Source organism: Pseudomonas sp. PA27(2017) (assembly GCF_001945445.1).
GTDB lineage: Bacteria > Pseudomonadota > Gammaproteobacteria > Pseudomonadales > Pseudomonadaceae > Aquipseudomonas.
On record NZ_MSXW01000005.1, the window covers coordinates 47,333 to 74,108 of the forward strand.

At 64.9% G+C, this 26,776-nt stretch carries 19 protein-coding genes; 10 read left to right on the forward strand and 9 right to left on the reverse strand.

Annotated features, from left to right (window positions below; all coding sequences use genetic code 11):
• Nucleotides 1-80 precede the first annotated feature (80 nt).
• The 7 genes from BVH06_RS01955 to BVH06_RS01985 all read right to left on the reverse strand — a co-directional run bounded on the left by BVH06_RS01955 (nucleotide 81) and on the right by BVH06_RS01985 (nucleotide 8,579).
• Complete coding sequence (locus tag BVH06_RS01955; RefSeq protein ID WP_075933001.1) at nucleotides 81-1,052, reverse strand: peptide ABC transporter ATP-binding protein; 972 nt, start codon at nucleotides 1,050-1,052, stop codon at nucleotides 81-83.
• Nucleotides 1,052-2,026, reverse strand: a complete 975-nt coding sequence (locus BVH06_RS01960) for an ABC transporter ATP-binding protein (protein WP_075933002.1) — start codon at nucleotides 2,024-2,026, stop codon at nucleotides 1,052-1,054. Before BVH06_RS01960 ends, BVH06_RS01955 begins: the two co-directional genes overlap by 1 nt.
• Before the next feature lie 57 nt (nucleotides 2,027-2,083).
• A complete protein-coding gene (locus BVH06_RS01965) occupies nucleotides 2,084-2,992 on the reverse strand; it encodes an ABC transporter permease subunit (protein ID WP_070884376.1) in 909 nt (302 codons plus the stop codon).
• Between the two features lie 360 nt (nucleotides 2,993-3,352).
• Nucleotides 3,353-4,363: an ABC transporter permease subunit gene (locus BVH06_RS01970; RefSeq protein WP_074881438.1), complete on the reverse strand. Its 1,011-nt coding sequence runs from the start codon at nucleotides 4,361-4,363 to the stop codon at nucleotides 3,353-3,355.
• A gap of 69 nt (nucleotides 4,364-4,432) precedes the next feature.
• Nucleotides 4,433-6,028 (reverse strand): ABC transporter substrate-binding protein, encoded by a 1,596-nt coding sequence (locus tag BVH06_RS01975; RefSeq protein ID WP_075933003.1) that lies wholly within the window; start codon nucleotides 6,026-6,028, stop codon nucleotides 4,433-4,435.
• A gap of 212 nt (nucleotides 6,029-6,240) precedes the next feature.
• Nucleotides 6,241-7,836: an ABC transporter substrate-binding protein gene (locus tag BVH06_RS01980; RefSeq protein ID WP_075933004.1), complete on the reverse strand. Its 1,596-nt coding sequence runs from the start codon at nucleotides 7,834-7,836 to the stop codon at nucleotides 6,241-6,243.
• Nucleotides 7,837-8,012: 176 nt separating this feature from the next.
• Nucleotides 8,013-8,579, reverse strand: coding sequence for a cupin domain-containing protein (locus BVH06_RS01985; RefSeq protein ID WP_075933005.1), 567 nt, complete (start codon nucleotides 8,577-8,579; stop codon nucleotides 8,013-8,015).
• Nucleotides 8,580-8,767: 188 nt separating this feature from the next.
• Between BVH06_RS01985 and BVH06_RS01990 the strand changes: the two genes are divergently transcribed.
• Entirely contained in the window at nucleotides 8,768-9,997 is a 1,230-nt protein-coding gene (locus BVH06_RS01990) for a Xaa-Pro peptidase family protein (protein WP_075933006.1), read from the forward strand.
• A gap of 264 nt (nucleotides 9,998-10,261) precedes the next feature.
• Here the strand turns inward: BVH06_RS01990 and BVH06_RS01995 are convergent, their stop codons facing one another.
• Together BVH06_RS01995 and BVH06_RS02000 are read right to left on the reverse strand one after the other, a co-directional pair.
• Nucleotides 10,262-11,860 carry an ABC transporter substrate-binding protein gene (locus BVH06_RS01995; RefSeq protein ID WP_075933007.1) on the reverse strand — a complete coding sequence of 533 codons (1,599 nt, stop codon included), beginning with the start codon at nucleotides 11,858-11,860 and terminating at the stop codon, nucleotides 10,262-10,264.
• Between the two features lie 195 nt (nucleotides 11,861-12,055).
• Nucleotides 12,056-12,763, reverse strand: a complete 708-nt coding sequence (locus BVH06_RS02000) for an SIMPL domain-containing protein (RefSeq protein ID WP_075933008.1) — start codon at nucleotides 12,761-12,763, stop codon at nucleotides 12,056-12,058.
• A gap of 395 nt (nucleotides 12,764-13,158) precedes the next feature.
• Between BVH06_RS02000 and BVH06_RS02005 the strand changes: the two genes are divergently transcribed.
• The 9 genes from BVH06_RS02005 to BVH06_RS02045 all read left to right on the forward strand — a co-directional run bounded on the left by BVH06_RS02005 (nucleotide 13,159) and on the right by BVH06_RS02045 (nucleotide 26,619).
• Complete coding sequence (locus BVH06_RS02005; protein ID WP_075929244.1) at nucleotides 13,159-14,418, forward strand: ATP-binding protein; 1,260 nt, start codon at nucleotides 13,159-13,161, stop codon at nucleotides 14,416-14,418.
• Between the two features lie 72 nt (nucleotides 14,419-14,490).
• On the forward strand, nucleotides 14,491-15,051 hold the full coding sequence (locus tag BVH06_RS02010; RefSeq protein ID WP_075929243.1) for a response regulator transcription factor: 561 nt from the start codon (nucleotides 14,491-14,493) through the stop codon (nucleotides 15,049-15,051).
• A gap of 118 nt (nucleotides 15,052-15,169) precedes the next feature.
• A complete protein-coding gene (locus BVH06_RS02015) occupies nucleotides 15,170-16,111 on the forward strand; it encodes an AEC family transporter (protein ID WP_075933009.1) in 942 nt (313 codons plus the stop codon).
• 317 nt (nucleotides 16,112-16,428) lie between these two features.
• The gene (locus tag BVH06_RS02020) at nucleotides 16,429-17,211 is read left to right on the forward strand and encodes a YfaP family protein (RefSeq protein ID WP_075933014.1); all 783 of its coding nucleotides are present in this window, start codon (nucleotides 16,429-16,431) and stop codon (nucleotides 17,209-17,211) included.
• Between the two features lie 15 nt (nucleotides 17,212-17,226).
• Nucleotides 17,227-18,870 (forward strand): DUF2138 domain-containing protein, encoded by a 1,644-nt coding sequence (locus BVH06_RS02025; protein WP_075933010.1) that lies wholly within the window; start codon nucleotides 17,227-17,229, stop codon nucleotides 18,868-18,870.
• Nucleotides 18,871-19,037: 167 nt separating this feature from the next.
• Nucleotides 19,038-19,640: a DUF1175 domain-containing protein gene (locus BVH06_RS02030; RefSeq protein ID WP_075929237.1), complete on the forward strand. Its 603-nt coding sequence runs from the start codon at nucleotides 19,038-19,040 to the stop codon at nucleotides 19,638-19,640.
• Entirely contained in the window at nucleotides 19,637-24,166 is a 4,530-nt protein-coding gene (locus tag BVH06_RS02035) for an alpha-2-macroglobulin (RefSeq protein ID WP_075933011.1), read from the forward strand. Before BVH06_RS02030 ends, BVH06_RS02035 begins: the two co-directional genes overlap by 4 nt.
• A 7-nt stretch (nucleotides 24,167-24,173) precedes the next feature.
• Entirely contained in the window at nucleotides 24,174-25,814 is a 1,641-nt protein-coding gene (locus BVH06_RS02040) for a DUF2300 domain-containing protein (RefSeq protein WP_075933015.1), read from the forward strand.
• Between the two features lie 4 nt (nucleotides 25,815-25,818).
• Nucleotides 25,819-26,619, forward strand: coding sequence for a YfaP family protein (locus BVH06_RS02045; RefSeq protein WP_075933012.1), 801 nt, complete (start codon nucleotides 25,819-25,821; stop codon nucleotides 26,617-26,619).
• Nucleotides 26,620-26,776: the final 157 nt, after the last annotated feature.

The window sequence follows — 26,776 nt, forward strand, 5'->3', positions numbered from 1 at the left end:
CTTGTATCTTCAGCTCCCGCATAGAGAGAACGCGGCCCTTGCAGCGTTGTAAGCTTTTGTAAGGGCCGCGAGCGTTCGCCTCAGCTGTTGATGGTTTCCGCGTGGTGGCAGGCCACTTCCCGGCCATCGAGCGGGCGCAGTAGCGGCAGCTCGGTCTGGCAGCGCTCGGTGGCGTATGGGCAGCGCTTGTGGAACGGGCAGCCCGGTGGCGGGTTGAGCGGGTTGGGCAGCTCGCCGACGATCTTGATCTTCGGTTTGCTCGGGTCCGGATGGATGGTCGGCGTGGCCGACAGCAGCGCCTTGGTGTACGGGTGCAACGGGCGCTCGTAGAGCCGCTCGCTGGGGCCGATCTCGGCGGGGCGGCCGAGGTACATCACCAGCACGTCGTCGGCGACGTGGCGCACCACCGACAGGTTGTGGGAGATGAACACGTAGCCGGTCTTGAACTCTTCCTGCAGATCCATGAACAGGTTGAGCACCTGGGCCTGGATCGACACGTCCAGCGCCGAAGTCGGCTCGTCCGCCACCAGCACCTTGGGGTTGAGCATCATGGCGCGGGCCAGGGCGATACGCTGGCGCTGACCGCCGGAGAACATGTGCGGGTAGCGCTGGTAGTGCTCCGGGCGCAGGCCGACCTGGTTCATCATCGCCTGGACCTTTTCGCGGCGTTCGACGCGCGACAGGCTGGTGTTGATCAACAGCGGTTCGGCCAGCTGGTCACCGATCTTCTGCCGCGGGTTGAGCGAGGCGTAGGGGTTCTGAAACACCATCTGCACGTCGCGGCGCAGTTGCTTGCGGGTCTGGGCGCTGGCGCCGTTGACTTCCTGCCCGGCGATCTGCAGCGAGCCCGAGGTGGGCTCCTCGATCAGGGTCAGGGCGCGGGCCAGGGTAGATTTGCCGCAGCCGGATTCGCCGACCACGGCCAGGGTCTTGCCGGCCTGCAATTCGAAGGACACACCATTGAGCGCCTGCACCGTGGCGGCAGGCTTGAACAGGCCCTGGGACACGGAATAGTGACGCGTCAGTTGGCGTGCGTTCAGGACAGTCGTCATCACGCCACCTCGGCATTCAGATTGAGCGGGAAATAGCAGCGCACCGCGCCGCGCTCGTGGGGTTCCAGGGCTGGGCGCTGTTCGCGGCACTTGGGCTGCACGTAGGGGCAGCGCGGCGACAGCAGGCAGCCTTTGGGTCGGTCGTAGCGGCCGGGAACGATGCCGGGCAGGGTCGACAGGCGCGTGGCGCCCAGGCTGTGCTCGGGAATCGCCTTGATCAGCGCTTCGGTGTAGGGGTGGGTCGGCGCGTCGAACAGCGCCGGCACCTGGCCCAGCTCCACCGCTTGCCCTGCGTACATCACGCAGACCCGATTGGCGGTTTCGGCGACCACGGCCAGGTCATGGGTGATCAGCACCAGGCCCATGTTCTGCTCGCGTTGCAGGTCGAGCAGCAGTTCCATGATCTGCGCCTGGATGGTCACGTCCAGGGCGGTGGTCGGCTCGTCGGCGATCAGCAGCTTGGGTTCTGCCGCGATCGCCATGGCGATCGCCACGCGCTGGCTCATGCCACCGGACAGCTGGTGCGGGAAGGCGTCGAGGCGGCTGGCCGCACCGGGAATCTCCACGCGTTCGAGCAGTTGCAGGGCACGCTGGCGCGCAGCCTTGCCCTTGAGGCCGAGGTGCTGGCGCAGCACTTCCTCGATCTGGAAACCGACGGTGAAACTGGGGTTCAGGGCGGTCATCGGATCCTGGAAGATCATCGACAGATCCTTGCCGACGATGTGCCGACGCTGGCGACCCTTGAGGGTCAGCATGTCGGTGCCGTCGAACGTCAGGCGGTCGGCCTGCACGATGCCGGGGGCATCGATCAGGCCCATCAGCGCCATCATCGTCACCGACTTGCCGGAGCCGGACTCGCCGACGATGGCCAGCACTTCGCCCTTGTCGACTTTCAGGTCGAGGCCATCGACCACCGGCACGGCGTTGGCGTCGCCGAAGCGCACGCTCAGGTTGTCTATTTCCAGCAGGCTCATCGGGCGGCCTCCATCGAATGGCAGGCCGTAATGCGAGAGATGTTCATGGCGGCCTCCTCAGATCGCGTTCTTGAGTTTCGGGTCCAGCGCATCGCGCAGGCCGTCGCCCATCAGGTTGATCGCCAGCACGCTGAGCAGGATGGCGAGGCCGGGCAGGGTCACCACCCACCAGGCGCGTTCGATGTAGTCGCGCGCCGAGGCGAGCATGGTGCCCCACTCCGGCGTTGGCGGTTGTACGCCGAGGCCGAGGAAACCCAGGGCGGCGGCATCGAGAATCGCCGAGGAGAAGCTCAGGGTCGCCTGCACGATCAGCGGCGCCATGCAGTTGGGCAGCACGGTGATGAACATCAGCCGCGGCAGGCTGGCGCCGGCCAGGCGGGCGGCGGTGACGTAGTCGCGGTTCAGCTCGCCCATCACCGCGGCGCGGGTCAGGCGCACGTAGGAAGGCAGCGAGACGATGGCGATGGCGATCACGGTGTTGATCAGGCCTGGGCCGAGGATGGCGACGATGGCCACGGCCAGCAGCAGCGAGGGCAAGGCCAGCATGATGTCCATCAGGCGCATGATCGAGGGGCCCATCAGGCGCGGGAAGAAGCCAGCGACCAGCCCCAGCAGCAGGCCGGGAATCAGCGAGATGACCACCGAGGCCAGGCCGATCAGCAGCGACAGGCGCGCGCCGTGGATCAGTCGCGAGAGCAGGTCGCGGCCCACTTCGTCGGTGCCGAGAATGAAGCGCCACTGGCCGCCGTCCAGCCACACCGGCGGGGTCAGCAGGGCGTCGCGGAACTGCTCGCTGGGCGAGTAGGGCGCGATCCACGGCGCGAACAGTGCGCAGAACACCATCAGCAGCATGAAGCCGAGGCCGGCAACGGCGCCCTTGTTGTGACTGAACGCGCGCCAGAATTCCTTCAGCGGCGAGGGGTAGACCAGGCTCTGGTCGAGCGGCGTGGTAGTGGTCGAGGTCATGCTCGCACCTCATGGATAGCTGATTTTGGCGTAGCCCGGGTCGAGCGAATCGACACCCGGGAAAGAGCGATCTGGGTATCGCGCTGTTCAACCCAGGCTACGGAAGTAGTTTGTGGGGTGGACGACGCTTTATCCGTCCACCGCGGCGCGGTCATGGTGGATGAGAAAAGCGTCATCCACCCTACGGTTGTGTTGGTATCAGTTGCCATTCATGACTCCGGAGAATCGGTTCATGGCCTCGCGAGCTAGCGCGAGGCAAGGAAAAATTCGTCGAGAGAGCGGAGTTGGCTGTAGCCAATGAGCATCTCGAGAGGGATTTTGACGCGGCATCGCCGACGCGCAGCAGGTCATGGCCGGTTCTCAGCGCTGGTGGCGAATACGTGGGTTCACCAATCCATAGAGGATGTCGACCACGAAGTTGACCAGGATCACCAGGCAGGCGATCAGCAGGATGCCGTTCTGTACCACCGGGTAGTCGCGGGCGCCGATCGACTCGATCAGCCATTTGCCGATGCCCGGCCAGGAGAAGATCGTTTCGGTCAGTACCGCGCCGGCGAGCAGTGTGCCGACCTGCAGGCCGAACACGGTGAGCACCGGAATCAGTGCATTGCGCAGGCCGTGCACGAACACTACGCGGCCCGGCGACAGGCCCTTGGCGCGGGCGGTGCGCACGTAGTCTTCGCGCAGTACTTCGAGCATCGCCGAACGGGTCATGCGGGCGATCACCGCCAACGGGATGGTGCCCAGCACGATCGCCGGCAGGATCAGGTGGCGCAGGGCGTTGACGAAGGCGCCTTCCTCGTCGGACAGCAGGGTGTCGATCAGCATGAAGCCGGTCACCGGCTGGATGTCGTAGAGCAGGTCGATACGCCCCGATACCGGCGTCCAGCCGAGCCACACCGAGAAGAACATGATCAGCAGCAGACCCCACCAGAAGATCGGCATCGAGTAGCCGGTCAGGGAGATGCCCATCACGCCGTGATCGAACAGCGAGCCGCGCTTGAGAGCGGCGATCACCCCGGCGATCAGCCCCAGCGTGCCGGCGAACAGCAGCGCGGCCAGGGTCAGCTCGAGCGTGGCGGGAAACAGGGTGGTGAATTCGTCCCACACCGGGGTACGGGTGCGCAGCGATTCCCCCAGGTCACCCTGGGCCAACTGGCCGATGTAGTCGAAGTACTGGGCGTACAGCGGCTTGTTGAGGCCCAGTCGCTCCATGGCTTCGGCGTGCATCTGCGGATCGACGCGACGCTCGCCCATCATCACTTCCACGGGGTCGCCGGGAATCATGCGAATCAGCGCGAAGGTAAGCAGCGTGACCCCGAAGAACGTGGGTATCAGCAGGCCCAGGCGCCGGGCTATAAAACTCAACATCGTGGTAGGTACCTCATTGGCCGGTCAGGCAGCCCGCCGGCGTCTGTAGCGCCGGCGGTGTGTTTTTATTCACTTCACTCGGGTGGTGGCGAAGTTGTTGGTGGTCAGCGGGCTGATCCGATAGCCCTCGACGTCCTTGCGCATGGCGGTGAACAGCTTCGGGTGGGCCACGTTGATCCAGGGTTGATCCTCGGCGTAGAGTGCCAGGGCCTGGCGATACAGGGCGGCACGCTCATCGTTGTCGGTCACGCCGCGGGCCCTGGTGATCAGTTCCTGAAACTTAGGGTTGCACCAGCGTGCATAGTTCTCGCCGTTTTTTGCCGCATCGCAGCTGAGCAGCGGGCCCAGGAAATTGTCCGGGTCGCCGTTGTCGCCAGCCCAGCCGGCGGATACCAGATCGCCTTCGCCATTCTTGGCGCGGCGAAGCATTTCGCCCCATTCCATCACCCGAATGTCGACCTTCAGGCCGATCTCGGCAAGATCCGCTTGCAGCATTTCTGCCGACAGGCGCGGATTGGGGTTGGTCTGGCCGCCGCCGCTGCGGGTGAACAGGGTGAGCACGGTGCCTTTCGGCACGCCGGCTTCCTCGAGCAGGGCGCGGGCCTTGTCGAGGTCGCGGGGCGGGTTGCGGTTGTCGTCGTTATAGCCGATCAGGGTTGGCGGGTACGGGTTGACCGCCACCAGCGCGTTGCCCTTGCCGAACAGCTGCTCGACGTGGCGCTGGCGGTCGAAGGCGAGGTTGATCGCCTGGCGCACGCGCACGTCGCTCAGGTACTGGTGCTCGGTGTTCATGGCGATGTAGCCGGTAACGATGGCCTCGATCTCGTCGACCTTGAGCCTGGCATCGGCCTTGATCGCCGGCACGTCGTCGGGCTTGGGATACAGCGCCACCTGGCATTCGTTGGCGCGCAGCTTCTGCAGGCGCGTGTTGTTGTCGGTGGTGATGGCGAAGATCAGCGGGTCGGCCGGTGGCTTGCCGCGGAAGTAATCGGGGTTGGCCCGGAAACGGACCTGGGCGTCCTTGTTGTAACGCTGAAACACGAAGGGGCCGGTGCCGATCGGTTTGCTGTTGAGGTCGGCGGTGTTGCCGGCTGCGAGCAGCTGATCGGCGTATTCGGCTGAGTAGATCGACGTGAAGGCCATCGCCATGTCACGCAGGAACGGCGCCTCCGGGCGAGTCAGGGTGATTACCACGGTGTGGTCGTCGGTCTTGGTCACCGACTTGAGCAGTTGCCGGAAGGCCATGCTCTCGAAATAGGGATAGCCGACGCTGGCCTTGGCGTGCCAGGGATGCTTGGGGTCGAGTTGGCGCTTCAGGCTCCACAGCACGTCGTCGGCGTTGAGGTCGCGGCTCGGCGTGAAGTAATCGGTGGTGTGGAATTTCACGCCCTTGCGCAGGTGAAAGGTGTAGGTCAGGCCATCGTCACTGACCGCCCAGCGCTCGGCCAGGGCCGGCTGGATGTCCGTGGTGCCGGGCTTGAAGTCGACCAGGCGGTTGAATACCGTCTCGGCCGAGGCATCGGCCGTCACCGCGGTGGTGTACTGAACGATGTCGAAGCCCTCGGGGCTCGCTTCGGTACACACCACCAGTGGCTTGGCTGCGAGGTTGCCGGCGGCGCCGAGAACCAGGGCGGCCAGCGCTGCACGTAGCGGTAGTGTCTTCATCGGATATCCCTCGCGAATGAGGTCAGCATAGACGTACGGCCTGCAAGGGGCAGGCCGTGAGCCGTGGTCAGAAGGATGCGTGCATCATCGGTCGTGCGGCGTGCTCAGCCAGTGGATAAGCCCGAGACCTGAGCGCTCGATGCGCCCCGACACTCGGGCCTGTCGGCTGGCAGGTCGCCTCGCGGTTGCCCACGAGGCGGCCCTTACGCCAATCAGTCGTTGCTGACACCGATGAAGCTGTTGCGCCCGAACGGGCTGATCTGGAAGCCCTTCACGCTGGTGCGCATCGGCTGGTACACGGTGGAGTGGGCGATCGGGGTGATCGGCACTTCACGCTTGAGCACTACCTGAGCCTGCTTGTACAGCTCGCTGCGCTCGTTCTGATCGGTCACGCGCTTGGCGGCCACCACCAGCTTGTCGTACTCGGCATCGCACCACTTGGAGAAGTTGTTGCCGTCCACCGAAGCGCAGCCGTACAGGGTGCCGAGCCAGTTATCGGGGTCACCGTTGTCGCCGGTCCAGCCGATCAGCATGGCGTCGTGCTCGCCGGCGTGGGCGCGCTTGATGTACTCGCCCCACTCGTAGCTGACGATGCGTGCCTTGACGCCGACCTTGGCCCAGTCGGCCTGCAGCATCTCGGCCATCAGACGAGCGTTGGGGTTGTAGGGGCGCTGCACGGGCATGGCCCACAGGGTGATTTCGGTGCCTTCCTTCACGCCAGCGGCCTTGAGCAGTTCCTTGGCTTTTTCCGGGTTGTAGGGGGCGTCCTTGATCGACTCGTCGTAAGACCACTGGGTCGGCGGCATACCGTTGACGGCCAGTTGGCCAGCGCCTTGGTAGACGGCGTCGATGATCGCCTGCTTGTTGACCGCCATGTCCAGCGCCTGACGCACTTCGAGCTTGTCGAACGGCGCGCGGGTCACGTTGTAGGCGATGTAGCCCAGGTTGTAGCCCGGGGCGGTCGGCACGTTGAGGTTCTTGTCCGCCTGCAGGCTCTTGAGGTCGGCCGGACGCGGATTGAGGGTGATCTGGCACTCGCCGGCACGCAGCTTCTGGGCGCGGACCGAAGCGTCGGTATTGATCGAGAAGATCAGGTTGTCGATCTTCACCTGATCAGGCGCCCAGTATTCCTTGTTGCCCTTGTAGCGAATCGCCGCGTCCTTCTGGTAGCGGCTGAACACGAACGGGCCGGTGCCGATGGGCTGCTGGTTGATCTGCGCGGCCTTGCCGGCCTTGAGCAGCTGGTCGGCATACTCGGCGGAATGGACGGCGGCGAAGTTCATCGCCAGGTTCTGCACGAACGCGGCGTCCACTTCCTTGAGGGTGAAGACCACGGTGTGGTCACCGGTCTTCTCGATCTTGGCGATGTTCTTGTCCAGGCCCATATCGGTGAAGTACGGGAACTCGCTGGGGTAAGCCTTGCGGAACGGGTGATTGCGATCGAGCATGCGCTGGAAGGTGAACAGCACGTCGTCGGCGTTGAATTCGCGGCTCGGCTTGAAGTAGTCGGTGGTGTGGAACTTGACCCCTTCACGCAGGTGAAAGGTGTAGGTGAGGCCGTCTTCACTGATGTCCCAGGACGTCGCCAGGCCCGGCTGGGCCTTGGTGCCGCCACGCTCGAATTCGGCCAGGCGGTTGAAGATGGTTTCCGAGGCCGCATCGAAGTCGGTGCCGGTGGTGTACTGGCCCGGATCGAAACCGCCCGGGCTGCCTTCGGAGCAATACACCAGATTGCTGGCCTGGGCGAGCGAAACACTGGAGAGCAGACCTGCAGTGAGCAGAGCCTTGCACAGGAGAGACATGCGCATGCGAACCTCTTTTTTCTTTTTGTTCGCGCTTGGGTTCAGCGCGAGCTCGGAATGCGGTGAAAGCGGATAGCTCACTCACCGGGTCGGGCTCGAAATTAAGTCATGCTGAAATTTCGGTCAACAAAAATTAAGCGGCACTAACATTGCGCATATTTGCCCTGAATTGGAGCAAAAAATCAGCTATTGGCAGGGTGATCGCCAAACAACGCCATGGTGGTCATGGTCAGCACCTCGGCCGGCTCGTCAGCGGCATTGATCAGGCGGTGCAGCTTGCCGGCATCGAAGTGCACCGAGTCGCCAGGGCCGAGCGGGTAGTCACGGCCTTCGATGGTATAGACGATCTGCCCGGCCAGCACGTAGGAGAACTCCACGCCTTCATGGGCGATCAACTCCGATTCGTAGCCCACCGGAATGTTCATCTTCACGGCATTGATCGAGTTGCCGGGAAACGAGCTGGACAGCCGCTCGTAGGCCAGCAACTGGCCGCCGACCGTATAGCGTACGCGCTCGTTGACGTGCGAGTCGGGCTGCGCCTGCTCGGGCTGGTCGAACAGCGCGTTGAGCGGCACGTTCAGGGACTTGGCGATGCTCGCCAGGGACGAGATCGACACGCCGGTGAGGTTGCGCTCTGCCTGGGACAGGAAGCTGGCAGTCAGGCCGGCGTCCGCCGCCACCTGATTGAGAGTCTTGCCGGCGGCCCGCCGGTAGCGGCGCAGGCGTTCGCCGATGCGATCTGCGGTCATGGGTAAGGTTCGCTGTTCGAATGGGCGGAGTATACCGATGGCGAGTAGGGACTTCAGCCGGAAGTTGACGGCATTTTTTAAGTCCCACTGAAAAATGCTTTGACCGTAATTTAAGTTGCACTTAAATTTTGCCGCAGTGAATGACCCGGCAACGATATCCGTTGCCGTCGCCAGACGAGGATGTGCAGATGACACTGGGAGTGGGCGGTAGCACGCCGGAGCAGGCCTTGGCGCGCCTGCAGGACATGACGGCCGGCACGCAGCCGATCGGCGAAGCGGAGTATCAGGCGCGCATCGAGCGGGCCCAGGCGCTGATGCGCGAGCAGGGCATCGACGCGCTGTTCGTCGCCGCGGGCAGCAATCTGCAGTACTTCACCGGGGTCAAATGGAACCCCAGCGAGCGCATGGTCGGGGCGATCCTGCCGGCCAGTGGCGCGCTGGAATACCTGGCGCCGACCTTCGAGGAAGGCACGGTGTGCGACTTTCAGGTGGTGCCAGGCACCATCAATACCTGGGAGGAGCATGAGAGCCCCTATGCATTGCTGCTCAGGTGCCTGCGGCGCCTCGGCGTGATGCCCGATGATGGTGCGCCGCCTCAGGTAGGTCTTTGTTCTTCCTTGCCTTTTTTCATGTTCGAAGGCATCCGCAAGCTGACCAACGGTTACCGTTTCGTCGACGCCGGGGTGATTACTGCTGCGTGCCGGCAGCGCAAATCTGCCGCCGAAATCGCCCTGATGCAACGTGCCAAGGACATGACTCTGGAGGTGCACAAGGCCGCGGCGAGCATCCTTCACGAAGGCATCACCACCACCGAAGTCGCCGAGTTCATCCGCCAGGCGCACCGCAAGGTCGGCGCGCCGGGCTCGATCTTCTGCATCGTGCTGTTCGGTCCGGCCAGCGCTTTCCCCCACGGCGTCAAGCATGCGCAGACCCTCAAGGACGGCGACATGGTGCTGATCGACACCGGCTGCCAGGTGCACAGTTACCTGTCGGACATCACTCGCAGCTACGTCTTCGGCACGCCGAGCGAGCGCCAGCGCGAGTTCTGGAACAAGGAAAAGGCTGCCCAACAGGCTGCCTTCGAAGCCGCCGTGCTCGGCGCCCCGTGCGCCAGTGTGGATGCCGCCGCCCGACGCAGCCTGGAAGCCGCCGGCCTGGGCCCCGGCTACAAGCTGCCGGGCCTGTCGCACCGCACCGGCCATGGCATCGGCCTGGACATTCACGAGGGCCCTTACCTGGTTGGTGGCGACGACACGCCGCTGGCCGAGGGCATGTGCTTCAGCAACGAGCCGATGATCTGCGTGCCGGGCGAGTTCGGCATCCGCCTGGAAGATCACTTCTACATGACGTCCGAAGGCCCGTGCTGGTTTACCCAGCCGAGCCACTCGGTGGACGACCCGTTCGGGCTGAATGCCTGAAGCGTCTCTGGAACTGATTTTTTTCGGGCGACATGAAAGACACTGCTGCAAGGCAGAGGCAAACGTAGGGTGGATGACGCTCTTTTCATCCACCACTGCGATCTCGGGGCGGTGAACGGGTCGGGCCGCGTAGGTGAAGCGTCGTCCATCCTACGGGCGGCCGCTTGCGCCACTTTGCAGGGCCGATCCGCACGATCATGAACAGGCTCCTGGAAACGAAAACGCCCGGCCAATTGGCCGGGCGTTTTCATTCATGCAGCTGGTTTACTCGATGCTCACGCCGTAGAAGGAGTTGATGCCGAACGGGCTGATCTTGAAGTCCTTCACCCGGGTGCTCATCGGCTGGTACACCGTGGAGTGGGCGATCGGCGTGTTCTGCACGTCGGCCTTGAGCAGGTGCTGGGCCTGCTTGTAGAGCACGGTGCGTTCTTCACGGTCGTTGATCGCCTTGGCTTTCTTGAGCAGTGCGTCGAACTCCTTGTTGCACAGGCGGCTGTAGTTGTTGCCGCCAATGGCGTCGCAGCCGTACAGCACGCTCAGCCAGTTGTCGGGGTCACCGTTGTCGCCGGTCCAGCCGATCAGCAGGGCATCGTGTTCGCCGGCCTTGGCGCGTTTGTTGTACTCGCCCCACTCGTAGCTGACGATGCGCGCCTTGATGCCGATCTTCGCCCAGTCGGCCTGCAGCATCTCGGCCATCAGCTTGGCGTTGGGGTTGTAGGGACGCTGCACGGGCATGGCCCACAGGGTGATCTCGGTGCCTTCCTTCACGCCGGCGGCCTTGAGCAATTCCTTGGCCTTTTCCGGGTTGTAAGGCGTGTCCTTGATGGTGTCGTCATAGGACCACTGGGTCGGCGGCATGCCGTTTACCGCCACCTGGCCGGCGCCCTGATACACGGCGTTGATGATCGCCTGCTTGTTGACCGCCATGTCCATGGCCTGGCGCACTTCGAGTTGGTCGAACGGTTTGTGCTCGGTGTTGTAGGCCAGGTAACCGACGTTGAAACCGGCCTGCTCGGGCATTTGCAGCTTGGGATCCTTCTTCAGCGTTTCCAGGTCGGCCGGGCGCGGGAACACGCTGACGTGGCATTCGCCGGCGCGCAGTTTCTGCATGCGCACCGATGGGTCGGTGTTGATGGCGAAGATCAGGTTGTCGATCTTCACGTCATCCGGGTTCCAGTATTCCTTGTTGCCCTTGTAACGGATCTGCGCGTCCTTCTGGTACCGGCTGAACACGAACGGGCCGGTGCCGATTGGCTTCTGGTTGATGTCCGAGGCCTTGCCGGCCTTGAGCAGCTGGGCGGCGTATTCGGCGGAGTGGATCGAGGCGAAGCTCATGGCCATGTTCTGGATGAAGGCCGCGTCGACGGTGTTGAGGGTGAAGCGCACCGTGTGTTCGTCGACCTTCTCGATCTTGGCGATGTTCTTGTCCATGCCCATGTCGGTGAAGTACGGGAACTCGGTGGGGTACGCCTTGCGGAACGGATCGTCCTTGTTGAGCATGCGGTTGAAGGTGAACAGCACGTCGTCGGCGTTGAATTCGCGGCTGGGCTTGAAGTAGTCGGTGGTGTGGAACTTGACCCCTTCGCGCAGGTGGAAGGTGTAGGTCAGTCCGTCATCGCTGATGTCCCATTTCTCGGCGAGGCCGGGGATCACCGAGGTGCCGCCACGCTCGAATTGCGAGAGGCGGTTGAAGACGGTCTCCGCGCCGGCGTCGAAGTCGGTGCCGGTGGTGTAGAGCCCGGGGTCGAAGCCCGCCGGGCTGCCTTCGGAGCAGTACACCAGGTTGCCGGCTGCCTGTGCGAAAGGTGCGCTGGCGATCAGCCCGGCGACGACAAAAGCCTGGATAAAGGCGTTCTTGTGCATGGTTACCTCATGTCTATTGTGATTTTTCCTGAGGGGTCTGCTGCGGCAAAACGGGCGTGTCGGATGGTGACGAGCCTGCCTTGAGCCTAGACCTTAGTTAAGCCTATGCACGGGCTGTGCCGAAAAGCTTGGGGCAAAAAAAGAAGAGGTTGCGACAGCGGTCGCAACCTCTTCTCGGGGTGTCGGCAGGCGGGTTTACAGCTGCACCTCGATCACCCCATCGGCATTCATCGTCACCTGGCTGGTGCCGGCTTCGACTTCCGGGGTGGCGCTGTCGCTGGCGAACGCCGAGGCCTTCATGGCTTCCATACGCATCGGCGGGCGCACGAAGCCGCCGCTGTTGAGGTTCAGGCTGACCAGTTTGTAGCTCTTGCCGCCCAGGGCTTCGGTGGTCAGTTGGGCGCGCTCCTTGAAGGCCGCGACGGCGTCCTTGATCAGTGCGTCTTCTTCCTTCTTGCGGGTGGCGTCAGCGATGCTGAAGCTCATGCCGCCCATCTTCAGGGTTTTCAGCATCTCGCCGGTGAGCTTGGAGAGGGCGGCGAAGTCCGCGCTTTCCAGGCGGATCTCGGCGCGCTCGCGCCAGGCGCTGATTTCTTCGCCCTTTTCGCTGTAAACCGGGTAGCTGTTGCGGCTGCCCTGGGAAACGGTCACGCCTTTCACGCCGCGGGCCTGGGTCAGGCCGGCATTGAGGGTACGGGTGATCTCGGCGGCCAGCGCCGCGGGGTCCTTCTGCTGGGCTTCGGTATACAGGGTGACCTGCATCAGGTCGTGGGCCACCTCGTGGCTGACCTGAGTGCTCAGGGAGATCTGGTTGTAGCGCGGTTCATCGGCGTGCGCGGCGATGCTGAGCAGGCCGGCGGTGGTGAAAGCCAGTGCGGTGGCGAGGCGGGACAGTGGCAGCATGGCGATTCCTTATCGATAGCGGGCACGGATGGAGACCGTGTTCATGGGGTTAGACGAGGCGGTCTGGGTATTCGGGTTAAGCGAATCGAAAAAAATATTCACCTCACCTCAGACCGCGCCGACCGGCAAGTGATTGGTCTGATTCGGCGCCTGCCGGGCAATCGTCGTACGACTGCGGCGCGTTGCCGCATCAGGGCGCCGGCGGCCTTGGTTATACTCGCCGGGCTCGCCAACGAGCATAGGGCAACTCTAAAAACTACCTGCGTTGCCATCACTGCGTTAAAAACAGGCTCAAAATGCTCATTTACCACTTGTAAACTCCGCTTTTTCGCCTGTTTTTGCCTTGTGCTGACTGCCTCGCCAACGTTTTTAGAGCTGCCCATAGAGGAGTATCGATGCTCGCCCCCGTACAACTGCTTTCGGCCAGCCGCCAGAACCTCTGGCGGCTGACCCTGATTCGCTTTCTGGTGCTGGCTGCCCAAGCCGGTTCGGTTGGCCTGGCCTACAAATCCGAATTGTTGCCGCTGCCCTGGTTGCAGTTGAGCATCACCCTGGGTGCCTCCCTGGTGCTTTGCCTGCTGACCGCGTTGCGCCTGCGCGGGCCCTGGCCGGTCACCGAAGCCGAGTACGGCATCCACCTGGGCTTCGACCTGGTGATCCACAGCGTGCTGCTGTACTACTCGGGCGGCTCGACCAACCCCTTCGTGTCCTATTACCTGGTGCCGTTGACCATCGCCGCGGCGACCCTGCCGTGGCTGTTCACCATGATTCTCGGCGGCATGGCGCTGGCGTCCTACACGCTGCTGCTGGTCTGGTCGCACCCGCTGCAGTTGCCGGTGGGGCCGCGCGAGAGCCTGCTGGTGTATGGCATGTGGCTGAGCTTCGCCCTGGCGGCAGGGCTGATCACCTTCTTCGTCGCCAAGATGGCCGAGGAGCTGCGCCAGCAGGAAAAGCTGCGTGCCGAGCGCCGCGAGGAAGGCATGCGTGACCAGCAGTTGCTGGCCGTGGCCACCCAGGCTGCCGGTGCCGCCCATGAGCTGGGCACGCCGCTGGCGACCATGAGCGTGCTGATCAAGGAGCTGCGTCGCGAGCACCAGAACCCGCTGCTGCAGGAAGACCTGGCGCTGCTGCAGGAGCAGGTCAAACTGTGCAAGGAAACCCTCCAGCACCTGGTGCGTGCCGCCGAAGCGGATCGCCGTCAGGCCGTGGTGGAAATGCCGGCGGTCAGCTGGCTGGAAACCACTCTCAATCGCTGGCACCTGATGCGCCCGGAAGCCAGCTATCGTTACGAATGCCTCGGCGTGGGCAAATCGCCGCAACTGATGCCGCCCGCCGACCTGACCCAGGCGCTGCTCAACCTGCTCAACAATGCCGCCGATGCCTGCCCGGACAACCTGGAAATCAACCTGGACTGGGATCACCAGTGGGTTCGCCTGAGCATTCGCGACTACGGCGCGGGTGTACCCTTGGCCATCGCCGAGCAACTGGGCCGGCCTTTCTTCACCACCAAGGGCAAAGGCAAGGGTTTCGGCCTCGGCCTGTTTCTCAGCCAGGCCAGCGTGACCCGCGCCGGCGGCACGGTGAAGCTGTATAACCATGAAGAAGGCGGCACGCTCACCGAGCTCAAGTTGCCGCGCGCCTACGCCCGGGTGTGAGCCCGACGCAGGTTTTTCGATGCAGCGCACTGCCGGGCCGGCAGGCCGCGAGCATGTATTGAGGAGTGAACCATGAGTGACGAAACGCTGCTGGAAAGCGAAGAACAGCCCCATCTGCTGCTGGTCGACGACGACCCCACCTTCACCCGCGTGATGGCGCGCGCCATGAGCAGCCGCGGGCTGCGCGTGTCCACCGCCGCTTCCGCCGAGGAAGGCCTGGCGCTGGCCGCCCAGGACCTGCCCGATTACGCCGTGCTCGACCTGAAGATGGAAGGCGACTCCGGCCTGGTGCTGCTGCCCAAGCTGCTGGAGCTGGATGCCGAGATGCGCGTGGTGATCCTCACCGGTTATTCGAGCATCGCCACCGCCGTGGAAGCCATCAAGCGTGGCGCCTGCAACTACCTGTGCAAGCCTGCCGATGCCGATGACGTGCTTGCCGCACTGCTGACCCAGCACGCCGATCTCGACACCCTGGTGCCGGAAAACCCCATGTCGGTGGATCGCCTGCAGTGGGAGCACATCCAGCGCGTGTTGGCCGAACACGAAGGCAATATCTCGGCGACCGCCCGCGCTCTGGGCATGCACCGGCGTACCCTGCAGCGCAAACTGCAGAAGCGCCCGGTTCGCCGCTGAAGCGAGTGTCGAACCGTTTCGGGAAGCCAAAGCCTTGCTATCATTAGCAGGCTATCGACGTGCCTGAGCGCCAGGCACGTCGGCGCATCCTAAGGCACTTCCACCTCCCGGGGCTCTCATGCTCGCTGTACTCCAGCAGACGCTCGCGATCACCGCGCCCGTCTTCGCCATGCTGTTTCTCGGCGTGCTGCTCAAGCGGCTGCGCTGGATCGACGACCCGTTCATCGATACCGCCTCGTCCCTGGTGTTTCGCGGCACCATGCCGACGCTGCTGTTCATCAGCATCGTCCAGGCGGACCTGAGCGCGGCACTGCAGCCGGCGCTGATCGGCTACTTCGTGTTCGCTACCCTGGTCAGCTTCGCCCTCGCCTGGGGCTGGGCGATCTGGCGCTGCCCGAAGGTCGACCGCGGCATCTACACCCAGGGCGCCTTTCGCGGTAACAACGGCATCGTCGGCCTGGCGCTGGCCACCAGCATGTACGGCGACTACGGCCTTTCGGTGGGCGCGGTGCTCGGTGGCGTGGTGATCCTCTGCTACAACGTGCTGTCCGCCATCGTGCTGGCCATCTACGCGCCAGACATGAAGGCCGATCCCTGGACGCTGTGCAAGAGCATCTTCACCAACCCGCTGATCATCGGCGTGCTGTCGGCCATCCCCTTTGCCTACTGGCAGATCCCGCTGCCGCACTGGACCATGGTCTCGGCCGAATACTTCGCGCAGATGACCCTGCCGCTGGCGCTGATCTGCATCGGCGGCACCCTCTCACTGGCCTCGTTGCGCGAGAGCAGCGGCGTGGCCATCAGCTCCAGCCTGATGAAGATGGTCTGGCTGCCGCTGCTCTCCACTCTCGGCGCCTGGGCCGTAGGCTTTCGCGGTGCGGACCTGGCGATCCTGTTCCTGTACTTCGTCAGCCCCACAGCTGCCTCCAGCTTCGTCATGGCCAAGGCAGTGAACGGCAACTACCGGCTCGCTGCTGCGATCATCGTCATCACCACCCTGGCGGCGGTGGTGAGCACCAACGTCGGGCTGTTGTTGTTGCAGTGGGCGGGGTGGGTCTAGTAGGCGGTTGTTGTGGGCGGACGCGCGTTGATTGTGATCCAGTGCCGATTCGCAAGTGCCACGATTGTCAGCCTTCGGGCAACTCGCTAGCATTCCTGCCCAGCGTGTAACTTGATGTGACGGGTGCGCCGCAGAAGCGGCTTGCGCCTCGCGCAAGTCAAACCTTTCTCTCAGAGCCAACAGTGTGAGTGCCGGCGCCAGCCCCCCTGAGCCAGCACAAGGAGTGCAGTGCGGTGGTTCGTTTCCCTCTGCGATGCCGAGCTCTTCGGCGCGCGCCGGTCGCTTCGCGACTGGTGCTGCTCTGCGCCCTGTTGGCCATGCCATTGAGCTGGGCCGAGTCTGGCCGGGCCGAAACTGGCCGTGCCGAACCTTCCGTTTCCCTGCAAAGCCCCGCTGGCGGCTGGCGCTATCACGGCCTCAACGAAGGCGACAACGACGCCCGGGTGGCCTATCCGACGCCGCCCATCGACCGCGGCGCGCAGCGTGGGCGCAGCCTGATCGAAGGCACCCTGCAGAACATCGGCCACCTGCGTGCGCCACATCGGCTGGTGGTCAACGGCAACCCGCTGCCGCTGTACACCGACGAGCAGGGCGGCTTCGCCCGGCCCTACGCCTTTGGCGCCGGCTCCAACAGCGTGGAACTGGTGGCCGGTGAAGGGCAGTCGCTGAAGCGCATTCAGTTCTTTGAAGCCAACAGCCTGCGCACACCGGCGCGTATCCGCATGGTGCTGGGCTGGGACGATCCCAAGGCCGAACTCGACCTGCACGTGGTCACCCCGGATGGCCAGCACGCGTTCTGGAGCCACCCGGTACTCACCAATGGCGGCGGCCTGGATGTCGACAGCGTCGACGGTCCCGGCCCGGAAATGTTCACCATGACCGCGCCGCTGCAAGGCACCTACCTGATCTACGTGAACTACTGGGGCAACCTGGGCAGCGAGGGCTACAACTTCGAGGCAGGTAGCAATCAGAACGAAATCATCACCGCGCAGATCAACCTGATCTTCAACGAGAACACCGTCAACGAGAAGCGTGAGACCTTCGTGGTACCGCTGCGCGCCATTGGCGAGCTGCTTTTCGTGAAATCCTTCAATTACTGATATCCCGAGGCTCGGATGAACCGGAATACCACTGCCCACCTGCGCCACGTCGCCTTGCTGCTGACGGCCGGCCTGCTGGCTGCCTGCGGTCAGGACTCACGCGAACTCGGTGAGCGCAGCGCCCTGGGCCTGGACCTCAAGCACCCTGATGCGCTGATCGAAAGCGCCTCGCTCAGCCGTCTGCCCAAGGACCTGCTGGCCGTGCCGCTGCTGCGCGACACCCTCACCGAAGACTTCGTGTTCTATTACGAGCACAACGCCGACCGCCTCGGGCTGGTCGGCAGCCTGCGGCGAATCATCTACGAGCGTGACCTGAAGCTGCGCGACAACCTCCTCGACGAGTTGCTCGACCAGCCCGCCGACGTTGCCCTGTGGAAGGGCGCCGACGGCAAGCTCAAGCACTTCGTGATGGTCATGCAGCGCGGCGGTCTGGCCAAGGTGCTCGAGCCCCTGGCCCATGTGGCGCTGGACGACACCCAACTCAGCCAGGCCGGCGAGCTGCGCGTCGATGGCAGCAGCGTGCCGCTGTACCGCCTCAATTACCTGGGTGATCGCGCCCTGCTGTTGGCCAGCCATGGCGACAAACTGCTGGTGCTGTCCTCGCCCGGCATGCTGTTCGGCGAGGACGACAAGCTCGGCCGCGACGCCACCGAATCAGTCGAGGCACTGCTCGATGGCGACAACCCCTTCGCCAAGCGCTTCGGCCTCAAGGCTCGCGAAACGGAGCAGCAGCGCATTTCCCTGAGCGGCGAATACGTCGCGCTCGGCTACCAGCGCTTCTTCCCGGCCTTTGCCGGCGTGCGTTTCGAGAAGGGCGAGGGCGGCTGGAGCAGTTTCCTGGCGCTCAACGAAGTGGACGACCAGCCGACCATGGATTTCACGCCGATCTGGAAAGCCATGCCCATGGGCGCCAGCGCGTGCGTGGCGGTGCCGGTGGCGCCGGGCAGCGCCGAAAAACTGCTGGCCAAGGTCGGCGCCAGCGAGCAGGCCAGCGAAGACCTGCGCAAGCGGCTAGGCAACGTCGCCGGCCTGTGCTGGTACGCCGACTCGCGGTTGCATTCGCCGCTGCTGGTCGCCCATCTCGACGAAGCCGCCACGCCGGAGCTGGATCAGGCCATCGGCGGATTGTTCGACGGCATGATCGGCGCCTTCGAGCCCAATGCCGAGAACGGTCGCTTCCCGGTCGAAAGCCAGAGTACGACCGATGGCCACACCTGGCGCCGCGAGGTGGGCTCCAACTTCGGCCAGTACCCGGCCGAGCAGGGCACCATCCCCGACGCACTGGTCTCCCAGGGCTTCTTCCGGGTGAGCCTGGCACGTCAGGGCCAGACCTTGCTGTTCTCACTCGATGACCGGCTGGTTAACAAGGCGCTCGATACGCTGAACAAACGCTTCCCGCCACTGGCCGAAGTGCTACCCGCCGACGGCGTGGTGCCCGGTTACCTGGCGCCCGAAGGGCTGTCGCGTCTGCTCGAACAGGAAACCCTGGACAGCCTGCCGGCCAACTACGAGCCGGTATTCCGCAACGCCGCCGACACCCACCTGCTGCCCAAACTGCGGGCCTTGGGCGGTTATGGCCAGTTCGCGCTGACGCTGCCGAAAGACACCGAAGCCGATGACGATTGGAAGTGGGTTCCGCTCGAATGGCGCTCCCTGTGAAAACCCACCCAGAGGCTGCTGCGCGTCGGCCCTGCTGCGTTAAAAACAGGCTCGGAATGCTCATTTACAAGCTCGTAAACTCCGCTTCCTCGCTTGTTTTTGCCTTGCATGGCTCTAGCTCGCGAGCCTCTGGGAGGGTTGCAGCTATCGCACTGTTCGCCGCGCTCATGTCGCTGAGCCTCTCCGCTCGCGCCGAGCAGGCGCCCGGCCTCGATCCCGAGCAGTCGCAGATCTTTCGCGCCTGGTTCGTGCGTATCGCCCAGGAGCAGCTGCGCCAGGGGCCTAGCCCGCGCTGGTATCAGCAGGATTGCGTGGGCCTGGTGCGTTTCGCCGCCAACGAAGCGCTAAAGGTGCACGACGCTAAATGGCTGCGCGCCAATGGCCTGTCCAACCGCTACCTGCCGCCAGAGCTGCAGCTCAGTGACGGCCAACGCCAACTGGCGCAGAACTGGGAGCAGGGCGGCGGCAAGCGCGGCGCCTATGTCAATGCGATCAAGATGATCCAGTTCAACAGCCAGTTGGTCGGCCGCGATCTGAACCAGGCGCGCCCCGGCGACCTGATGTTCTTCGACCAGGGTGATGACCAGCACCTGATGATCTGGATGGGCCGCGACATCGTTTACCACACTGGCACCACCACTCCCACGGATAACGGCATGCGTGCCGTCAGCCTGCAACAACTCATGACATGGAAGGACACCCGATGGATACCCGACGACGCCAACCCCAACTTTATCGGCATCTATCGGCTGAATTTCCTCGCGCGATGAACCGTCTGCTCGCCGTCGCGCTGCTGGCGCTCATGCCCCTGGCCGCTCACGCCGAAGACGAGGTGCCAGGCAGCGGCTACACGCCGCTGGCCGGCGAGTCGTTCTTCCTGCTCGCCGACTCGAGCTTCGCCGCCGATGAAGTGGCCACCGTGCGTCTCGAAGCGCCGGGCCGCGATTACCGCCGCTATCGCATGGAAGGCTACGGCGGCGTGGACATGCGCCTGTACCGCATCGACCAGCCGCTGGAGTTCCTCAAGCGTCAGAAGAACCTGCACCGCGTGGTCGCCGAGGGCCAGTTCAAGGGCGAGGGGCTGTCCAACACCCTGTCGTACCTGTGGGACAACTGGTACCGCAAATCCCGCCGGGTGATGCAGCGCGCCTTCTCCTACGAGTCGCGCAAGCAGGTCACCGAGGAGGCGCCGGAGCTGAAGATGGGCAACGCTATCGCCGCGCCCACCGAGTACACCCCGCAGGTGCAATTCGCGCCGATGAAGGGGCTGCCGCTGGTCGCCGAGTTCCGCTACCCGCTGTGGGAAGCCAAGCCGATCGAGCCGCCTGCCGGCGTCGACCTGTCCGGCTCGTCGAGCAACTTCGTCAGCGTCGCCTCGGGTAACGTCTACGTGCCGCTGGGCAAGCTCAAACCGGGCCTGTACCTGGCCGAAGCGATCATCGGTAAGTATCGCGCGACCACCGTGGTATTCGTCTCCAACACCGTGGCGGTCAGCAAGATCGCCGGCGGCGAGCTCTTGGTCTGGACGGCCGACAAGCACCAGGGCACCCCTGTAGCCGACGCCAAGCTGCTGTGGAGCGATGGCGTGGGCGTGATGACCAGCGGCAAGACCGACGCCCAGGGCCTGCTGCGCCTGGGCCACGCCAGCCCGGAGCGCTCCTACGTGATCGGTGAGGATGCCGACGGCGGCGTGTTCGTCTCCGAAAACTTCTATTACGACAGCGAAATCTACGACACCAAGCTGTACGCCTTCACCGATCGCCCGCTGTACCGCCCCGGCGACTGGGTGGAAGTGAAGATCGTCGGCCGCGAGTTCAAGAACGCCCGTGAATCCGTAGCGGCCGGCACCGCGCCGATCAGCCTCAGCGTGCTCGACGCCAACGGCACCGTATTGCAGACCCAGAAGCTCGATTTCGACAGCGCCCGTGGCGGCCAGGGCCGCTTCCAGCTGCCGGACAACGCCGTGGCCGGCGGCTACGAGCTGCGTTTCGCCTACCGCGACGGGCTGTACAGCAGCGCTTTCCGCGTCGCCGAGTACATCAAGCCGCACTTCGAGGTGTCGCTGGATCTCGACAAGCCGGACTTCCGCACCGGTGAGCCGGTCAAGGGCGCCCTGGTGCTGCTTTACCCGGACGGCAAGCCGGTGGCCAATGCCAAGGTGCAGCTGAGCCTGCGTGCCCAGCAGCTGTCGATGGTCGACAACGAACTGCAGTACCTCGGCCAGTTCCCGGTCGAGCTGGCCAGCAGCGAGGTCAGCACCGACAGCCAGGGCCGCGCGGCGCTGGACCTGCCGGCTGCCGACAAACCGAGCCGCTACCTGCTCAGCGTGTTCGCCAGCGATGGCGCCGCCTACCGGGTCAAGACCAGCAAGGAAATCCTCATCGAGCGCGGCGCCGCCCGCTATCGCCTGAGCGCCCCGCAGCGCTTCAGTTCGGCTGGCCAGGCGGTGAATTTCGCCTACCAGAGCGAAGGTGCCAGTGAACGCAAACCGGCCCGCTACGAGTGGGGGCGCCTGGAAGACCAGAGCACCGGCAACGGCGAGTTGGCGGCAGATGCCAAGGGCTTCGAGTTGAATTTCGAGCGCCCCGGCACCTACAGCATCACCCTCAAGGACGACAGCGGCCTGATCCTCGGCGCCACCGGCCATTCGGTCAGCGGCGAAGGCGTCAAGTCGGTGGCCGGCACCATCGAGATCGTGCTCGACAAAGCCGAGTATCAGGCCGGCGACGAAGCCCTGGCGCTGATCACCTTTCCCGAGCCGGTCAGCGATGCGCTGCTGACCCTGGAGCGCGACAAGGTCGAAGCCACTGCGCTGCTCTCCAAGGGCGGCGACTGGCTCAAGCTCGAGCGTTTGTCCGACACCCAGTACCGCGCGCGGATTCCGGTCGGCAAGAGCTTCTCGCCGAACATCACCTTCTCGGCGCTGTACACCCGCGGCGGTGATTACAGCTTCCAGAACGCCGGCATCAAGGTCGCCACGCCGCAGATCGACATCGCCATCAAGGCCGACAAGGAGGTGGTGCAACCGGGCGAGCTGGTCACCGTCGAGCTGAGCACCCTGTTCGAGGGAAAACCGATGCCGACGCGCCTGACGGTCAGCGTGGTGGACGAGATGATCTATGCCCTGCAACCGGAAATCGCGCCGGGCATCGACCAGTTCTTCTATCACCCGCGCCGCAACAACGTGCGCACCAGCGCCAGCCTGTCGTTCATCAGCTACGACCTGGCCCTGCCGGGCATGCCCAGTGCACCGGGCCGCGCCAACCGCAGCGAGCGTGGCGTCAAGGTGCTGGAGCGTCCGCGCCGCGAGGAAGTCGACACCGCCTCCTGGCAGCCGGACCTGGTCACCGATGCCAACGGCAAGGCGAGCTTCAGCTTCCGCATGCCGGACTCGCTGACCCGCTGGCGCATTACCGCCCGGGCGGTGAGCGCCGACGGTGAAGTCGGCCAGAAGCGCCAGTTCGTGCGCTCGGAAAAACCGCTGTACCTGAAGTGGAGCGGCCCGAGCCGCTTCCGTGTCGGCGACAAGCCGGCGCTGGGGCTGTTCGCCTTCAACCAGGGCGAGGCGGGCGCCAAGGCCGAACTGCTGATTCGTCATGGCGAGCAGGAACAGCGCCGCGAGGTAACGCTGGCCAAGGGCATCAACTACCTGCCGGTCGAAGAGGCGGTGATCGCCGCTGGCGACTTCAGCGCCGAGTTGCGCCAGGCCGATAAAGTCGCCGACGCCCTGGCAGTCAAGCTGAGCACCGTGGCGCCCGGCTGGCAGCAGGTGCGCAGCGAACACCTGTCGGTGTTCCCGGGCGGCACGCCGCTGCAATTGCCGGCCGATGCCAGCCAGGTGCAACTGCGCGTGGCCGACAGCGGCGCCGGGCTGTTCAACGCCGCGCTGGACGACCTGCTCGACTACCCCTACGGCGGTGTCGAGCAGACCGCCAGCCGCCTGCTGCCGCTTAGCCTGGCCTACCCGGCGCTGGCCGCCGGCGAGCCGCGGATCAAGGATCGCCTGCGCCTGATCATGCAGAACAGCCGCCTGCGCCTGGTGCAGATGGCCGGGCCGGAGGCGACCTTTACCTGGTGGGGCGGCGATGCCGACGGCGATGCCTTCCTGACCACCTATGCCTATTACGCCGACTGGCACGCCAGCCGCGCCCTGGCCATCCAATTGCCGCCAGAGCACTGGCAGCGCGTGCTGGAGTTGTACGCCAAGCGCGCTCCAGAAACGCCACTGCTGCAGCGTGCGCTGATCCTGGCGTTCGCCCGTGACATGGGCCTGCCGGTGAAAACCCTGCTCGAAGGCCTGGTGTATGACCTGGCCGCCGCGGGTGAGGGCGAAGAGGTGGTGCTCGGCGAAGGCGACAGCCTGGTGATGGCGGCGCCGGATTCGGCCCTGGGCCTGGCGATTGCCCGGGAGCTGGGCGTGCGCCTGGCGCAGCAGAACAGCGTGCCGGTCGCCGAGGCCCTGCAAGTACAACTCGATGGTGCCCGTCGTCGCCTGGCCGAGAGCCAGTCGCCGTTCGTGGCGGCCGTCGCCTTGTACCTCGATGGCCCTGATCGCCAGCGCGCTCAGCGCCTGCTCGGCGAGCTGGCACCGGCCCAGGCTGGCCTGGAACGCGCCCTGGCGCTGACCTGGCTGCAGCCCTCGCTGGACCTGCGCAGTGCCCAGCCGACGCTGGCGCTGGAAGGCGACTGGCAGGCCGTGGAAGGCACCAGCGGCGACAACTATTGGCAGTGGAACGGCGCGCAACCGCCCCAGGCCCTGCAGGTGGCCGGCGATCTGGATCAGCCGAGCGACGTGCGCCTCGACTACCAGAGCGCCCAGGCTGCGCCGAGCAATGTGCCGGTCACCGTCAAGCGGCGCTTGTTGGAGCTGGTCGAAAGCGATGAAACCTTCGTTTTCAGCGCCCATGAAGTGGGCAGGGACGACATCTCCAGCGCCAGCCTTTATCTGGACGAAATCACCCTGACCACCGATTCGGAGCAGACCCTGCGCTACGGCATGCTGGAAGTGCCGCTACCGCCGGGCGCCGATGTGGAGCGCACCACCTGGGGCATCCAGGTCAGCGGCCTGGGCGGCGACGAAGCGGCGCCGCTGGAAAAGGCCCGCAACGAGCCGGGCGAACTCAGCTACGCGGTGCCGGTGGACGCCCTGCAAGGCGAGCTCGTGCTACGTCACCTGGTGCGCTTCTCGCAGAAAGGCGAGTTCGTGTTGCCGCCGGCTCGCTACGTGCGCCTGTATGCGCCGGGCCAGCAGGCACTGGAGGCCGAGCCAGCGCTGCAGAAGGTCACCGTTGAATAAGCGCAGTATCCTCGCTTCGCTGGCCCTGCTGGCCGCCTTCGGCGGTTCAGCGATAGCCAGCGAGGCGCCGCTGTCGCTGGCCTGGCAAACGGCTGGCGGCAGCGAACTGCTGCGCCTCGACGGGCAACGGCTGATCAGCCGCGAACCGCTGCCCGACACTCTTCAGGCGCCGTTGGGCAGCCTGTGGAAATTGTTCGTCTACGCCTATCTGGTCGACACCAAACAGCCGGATCGCGGCTACCAGTGCCGCGGGCAGGACAAGGAAGAGGTGTATTGCTGCAACCCGGGCGAGCGCATCGATCGGGATCAGGCGTTGGTCAAATCCTGCGGCCTGTATTTCGAGCAGCAGAATCTGCAGCTGGATCAAGGCGACTGGTCGCGCTACTGGCAGGCCCGCAAGGCGCCGAGCTGGATCCGCGAGCGCCAGCGTCTGGCGCCGGCGACCCGTGTTTCGGTTCAGCAACTGCTTATGCAGCTGGCGCAATTACCCGCACAGGCCGATGCTCGCAAGGTGCTGCTGGACGTGGTGCTGGCCGGCGACGGCTCGACCGTCAGCGCCCTGGGCAGCCGGCTGCGAGTGAAGACCTGGAGCTGGCTGGCCGATAGCGATGCCCAGGCGCGCCAGGGTGGTTTCGCCGGCTGGCTGGCCGATGGCACGCCCGTCTGGGCTGGCGGCTCGGGCACCAGCAGCGTGGTGCTCAAGCACCATGCCGAGGCGCTCGGCCAGGTGCTGCCAGCGGCTTGGCCAAGCGAGGCCGGCAGTTGCGTCGAGGTGCGCCTGTTCGCCCGCTACCCGCTGCGTCAGCTCCGGCGCGAGGGCAGTGACGCGGCCGTGGAGGCGGGCGTGCTCAACGGGCGCTACGAGGTCGAGTTCGCCAATGGCAACCGCCTGCCCATCGAAAGCCACGGCGAGCTGTTTCTCGAACGTACGAGCGAGGGCCAGCAGCTCACGGCCCATCTGCAGCGCGAAGACTACGTGGCCCGGGTGCTGGATCGCGAAGCCTCGGCGCAGCCCGCCGAGGCCGCCAAGGCGCTGGCCATCGCTGCGCGCACTTACCTGCTGCAGAGCGCCGGTCGCCGTGGCGAATGCCTGCGCATCGACGACAGCAGCGCCAGCCAGCGCGTGGCGCCGCGCCCGGCCAGCCAGGGCGCCAAGGATATCGCCGCGTGGACGGCCGACCTGGTGCTGGCCGGCTCGCCGGTGACCTATCACAGCACCCAGCCGGGGCCTGATCGTCTGGCCTGGAGTCAAGCGGTCGAGCAAGCGAACGGTGGCCTGCGTTACGACGCCATCCTCGCCCGCGCCTTCCCGCGTGCCACCCTGAGCCGCTGGGACAAACCCGTGGCCGCCTGCCAGCCGCTGGCCGCTGCCGAGCAGTGGCTGCGCAAGCAGCGCCGCAGCTGGCGCCCGCGCCTGGACATGGAGCCGGGTTATGAAGAAATCCAGCAGTTCACCGTTTGCCAACTGGCCTCCGGGCGGCCCTATGTGGATCGCGAGCGGCAGCGCATTTTCGTGCGCGGCTTCTTCTCCCTGCAGGACCGCCTCGACCTGACTCACGAATACCTGCACCTGGCGTTCGTCGCCCACCCCAATGGACAGGACGAGGCCTACGTCGAAGGCCTCGCCCGCACCCTGTTACTGGAATGACATCATGGCCCTGATCACCCCTCGTATCGCCCTTTGCCTCACATTGCTGCCGCTGTGCGCGCTGGCCGAGGTGAAACTCGACACCCCGCGTAGCGGCTGGCGCGTTGGCGGTGGCGACGGCGCGCAGTTCATGCAGGAGGTCAATTACCCAGCCTCTTCGGTGACCAGCGCCGCCAACCAGGCCGACACCGCGCGCATCAAGGGCGCGATCAGCCAGCTCGGCAAGGACGAGAGCAAGGCGCCGGGTCGCCTGGTGGTCAACGGCACCAGCATGCCGCTGAAGATCGGCGAGGACGGCGGCTTCGACCGACCATTCGTGTTCCCGGCCGGCAGCAACAATGTCGAGGTGCGCAGCCCGGATGGCAGCCAGCGTCGCCGCGTGCAGTTCTACAACAACGGCAGCGGCGAAACCCCCGCGCGCCTGCGCGTGGTGCTGTCGTGGGACAGCGACAACACCGACCTGGATCTGCACCTGGTCACGCCCGATGGCGAGCACGTGTGGTACGGCAATCGTTCGCTGGCCAACGGCGCCGCCCTGGATGTCGACGTGACCACCGGCTACGGCCCGGAAATGATCGCCTCGCCCACGCCGCTCAAGGGCCGGTACCTGGTCTACGTGAACTACTACGGCGGCGGTTACAGCGAAGGCGACGAGGGCGAGAGCAACGCCGGGCAAATTCTCACCACCGGGCAGATCACCCTGATCACCGAAGAGGGCTCGGTCAACGAGAAGCAGGAGAGTTTTCTGATACCGATGCGCACGCCGGGCGAGCTGACCTTGGTGAAGAGCTTCAGCTATCCGTAAGAACCTGTTCAAAGTCTGCTGCGCGTCGGCACTGCGGCGTTAAAAACAGGCTGGATTGCCAGCCCAAACTAGGCGTTCCCGTCAGACTGCTCATTTACAGCTCGTAAAGTCGGGCGCGACTCCGACCGGTCCTCGCCTGTTTTTGCGGGGCCGCCCA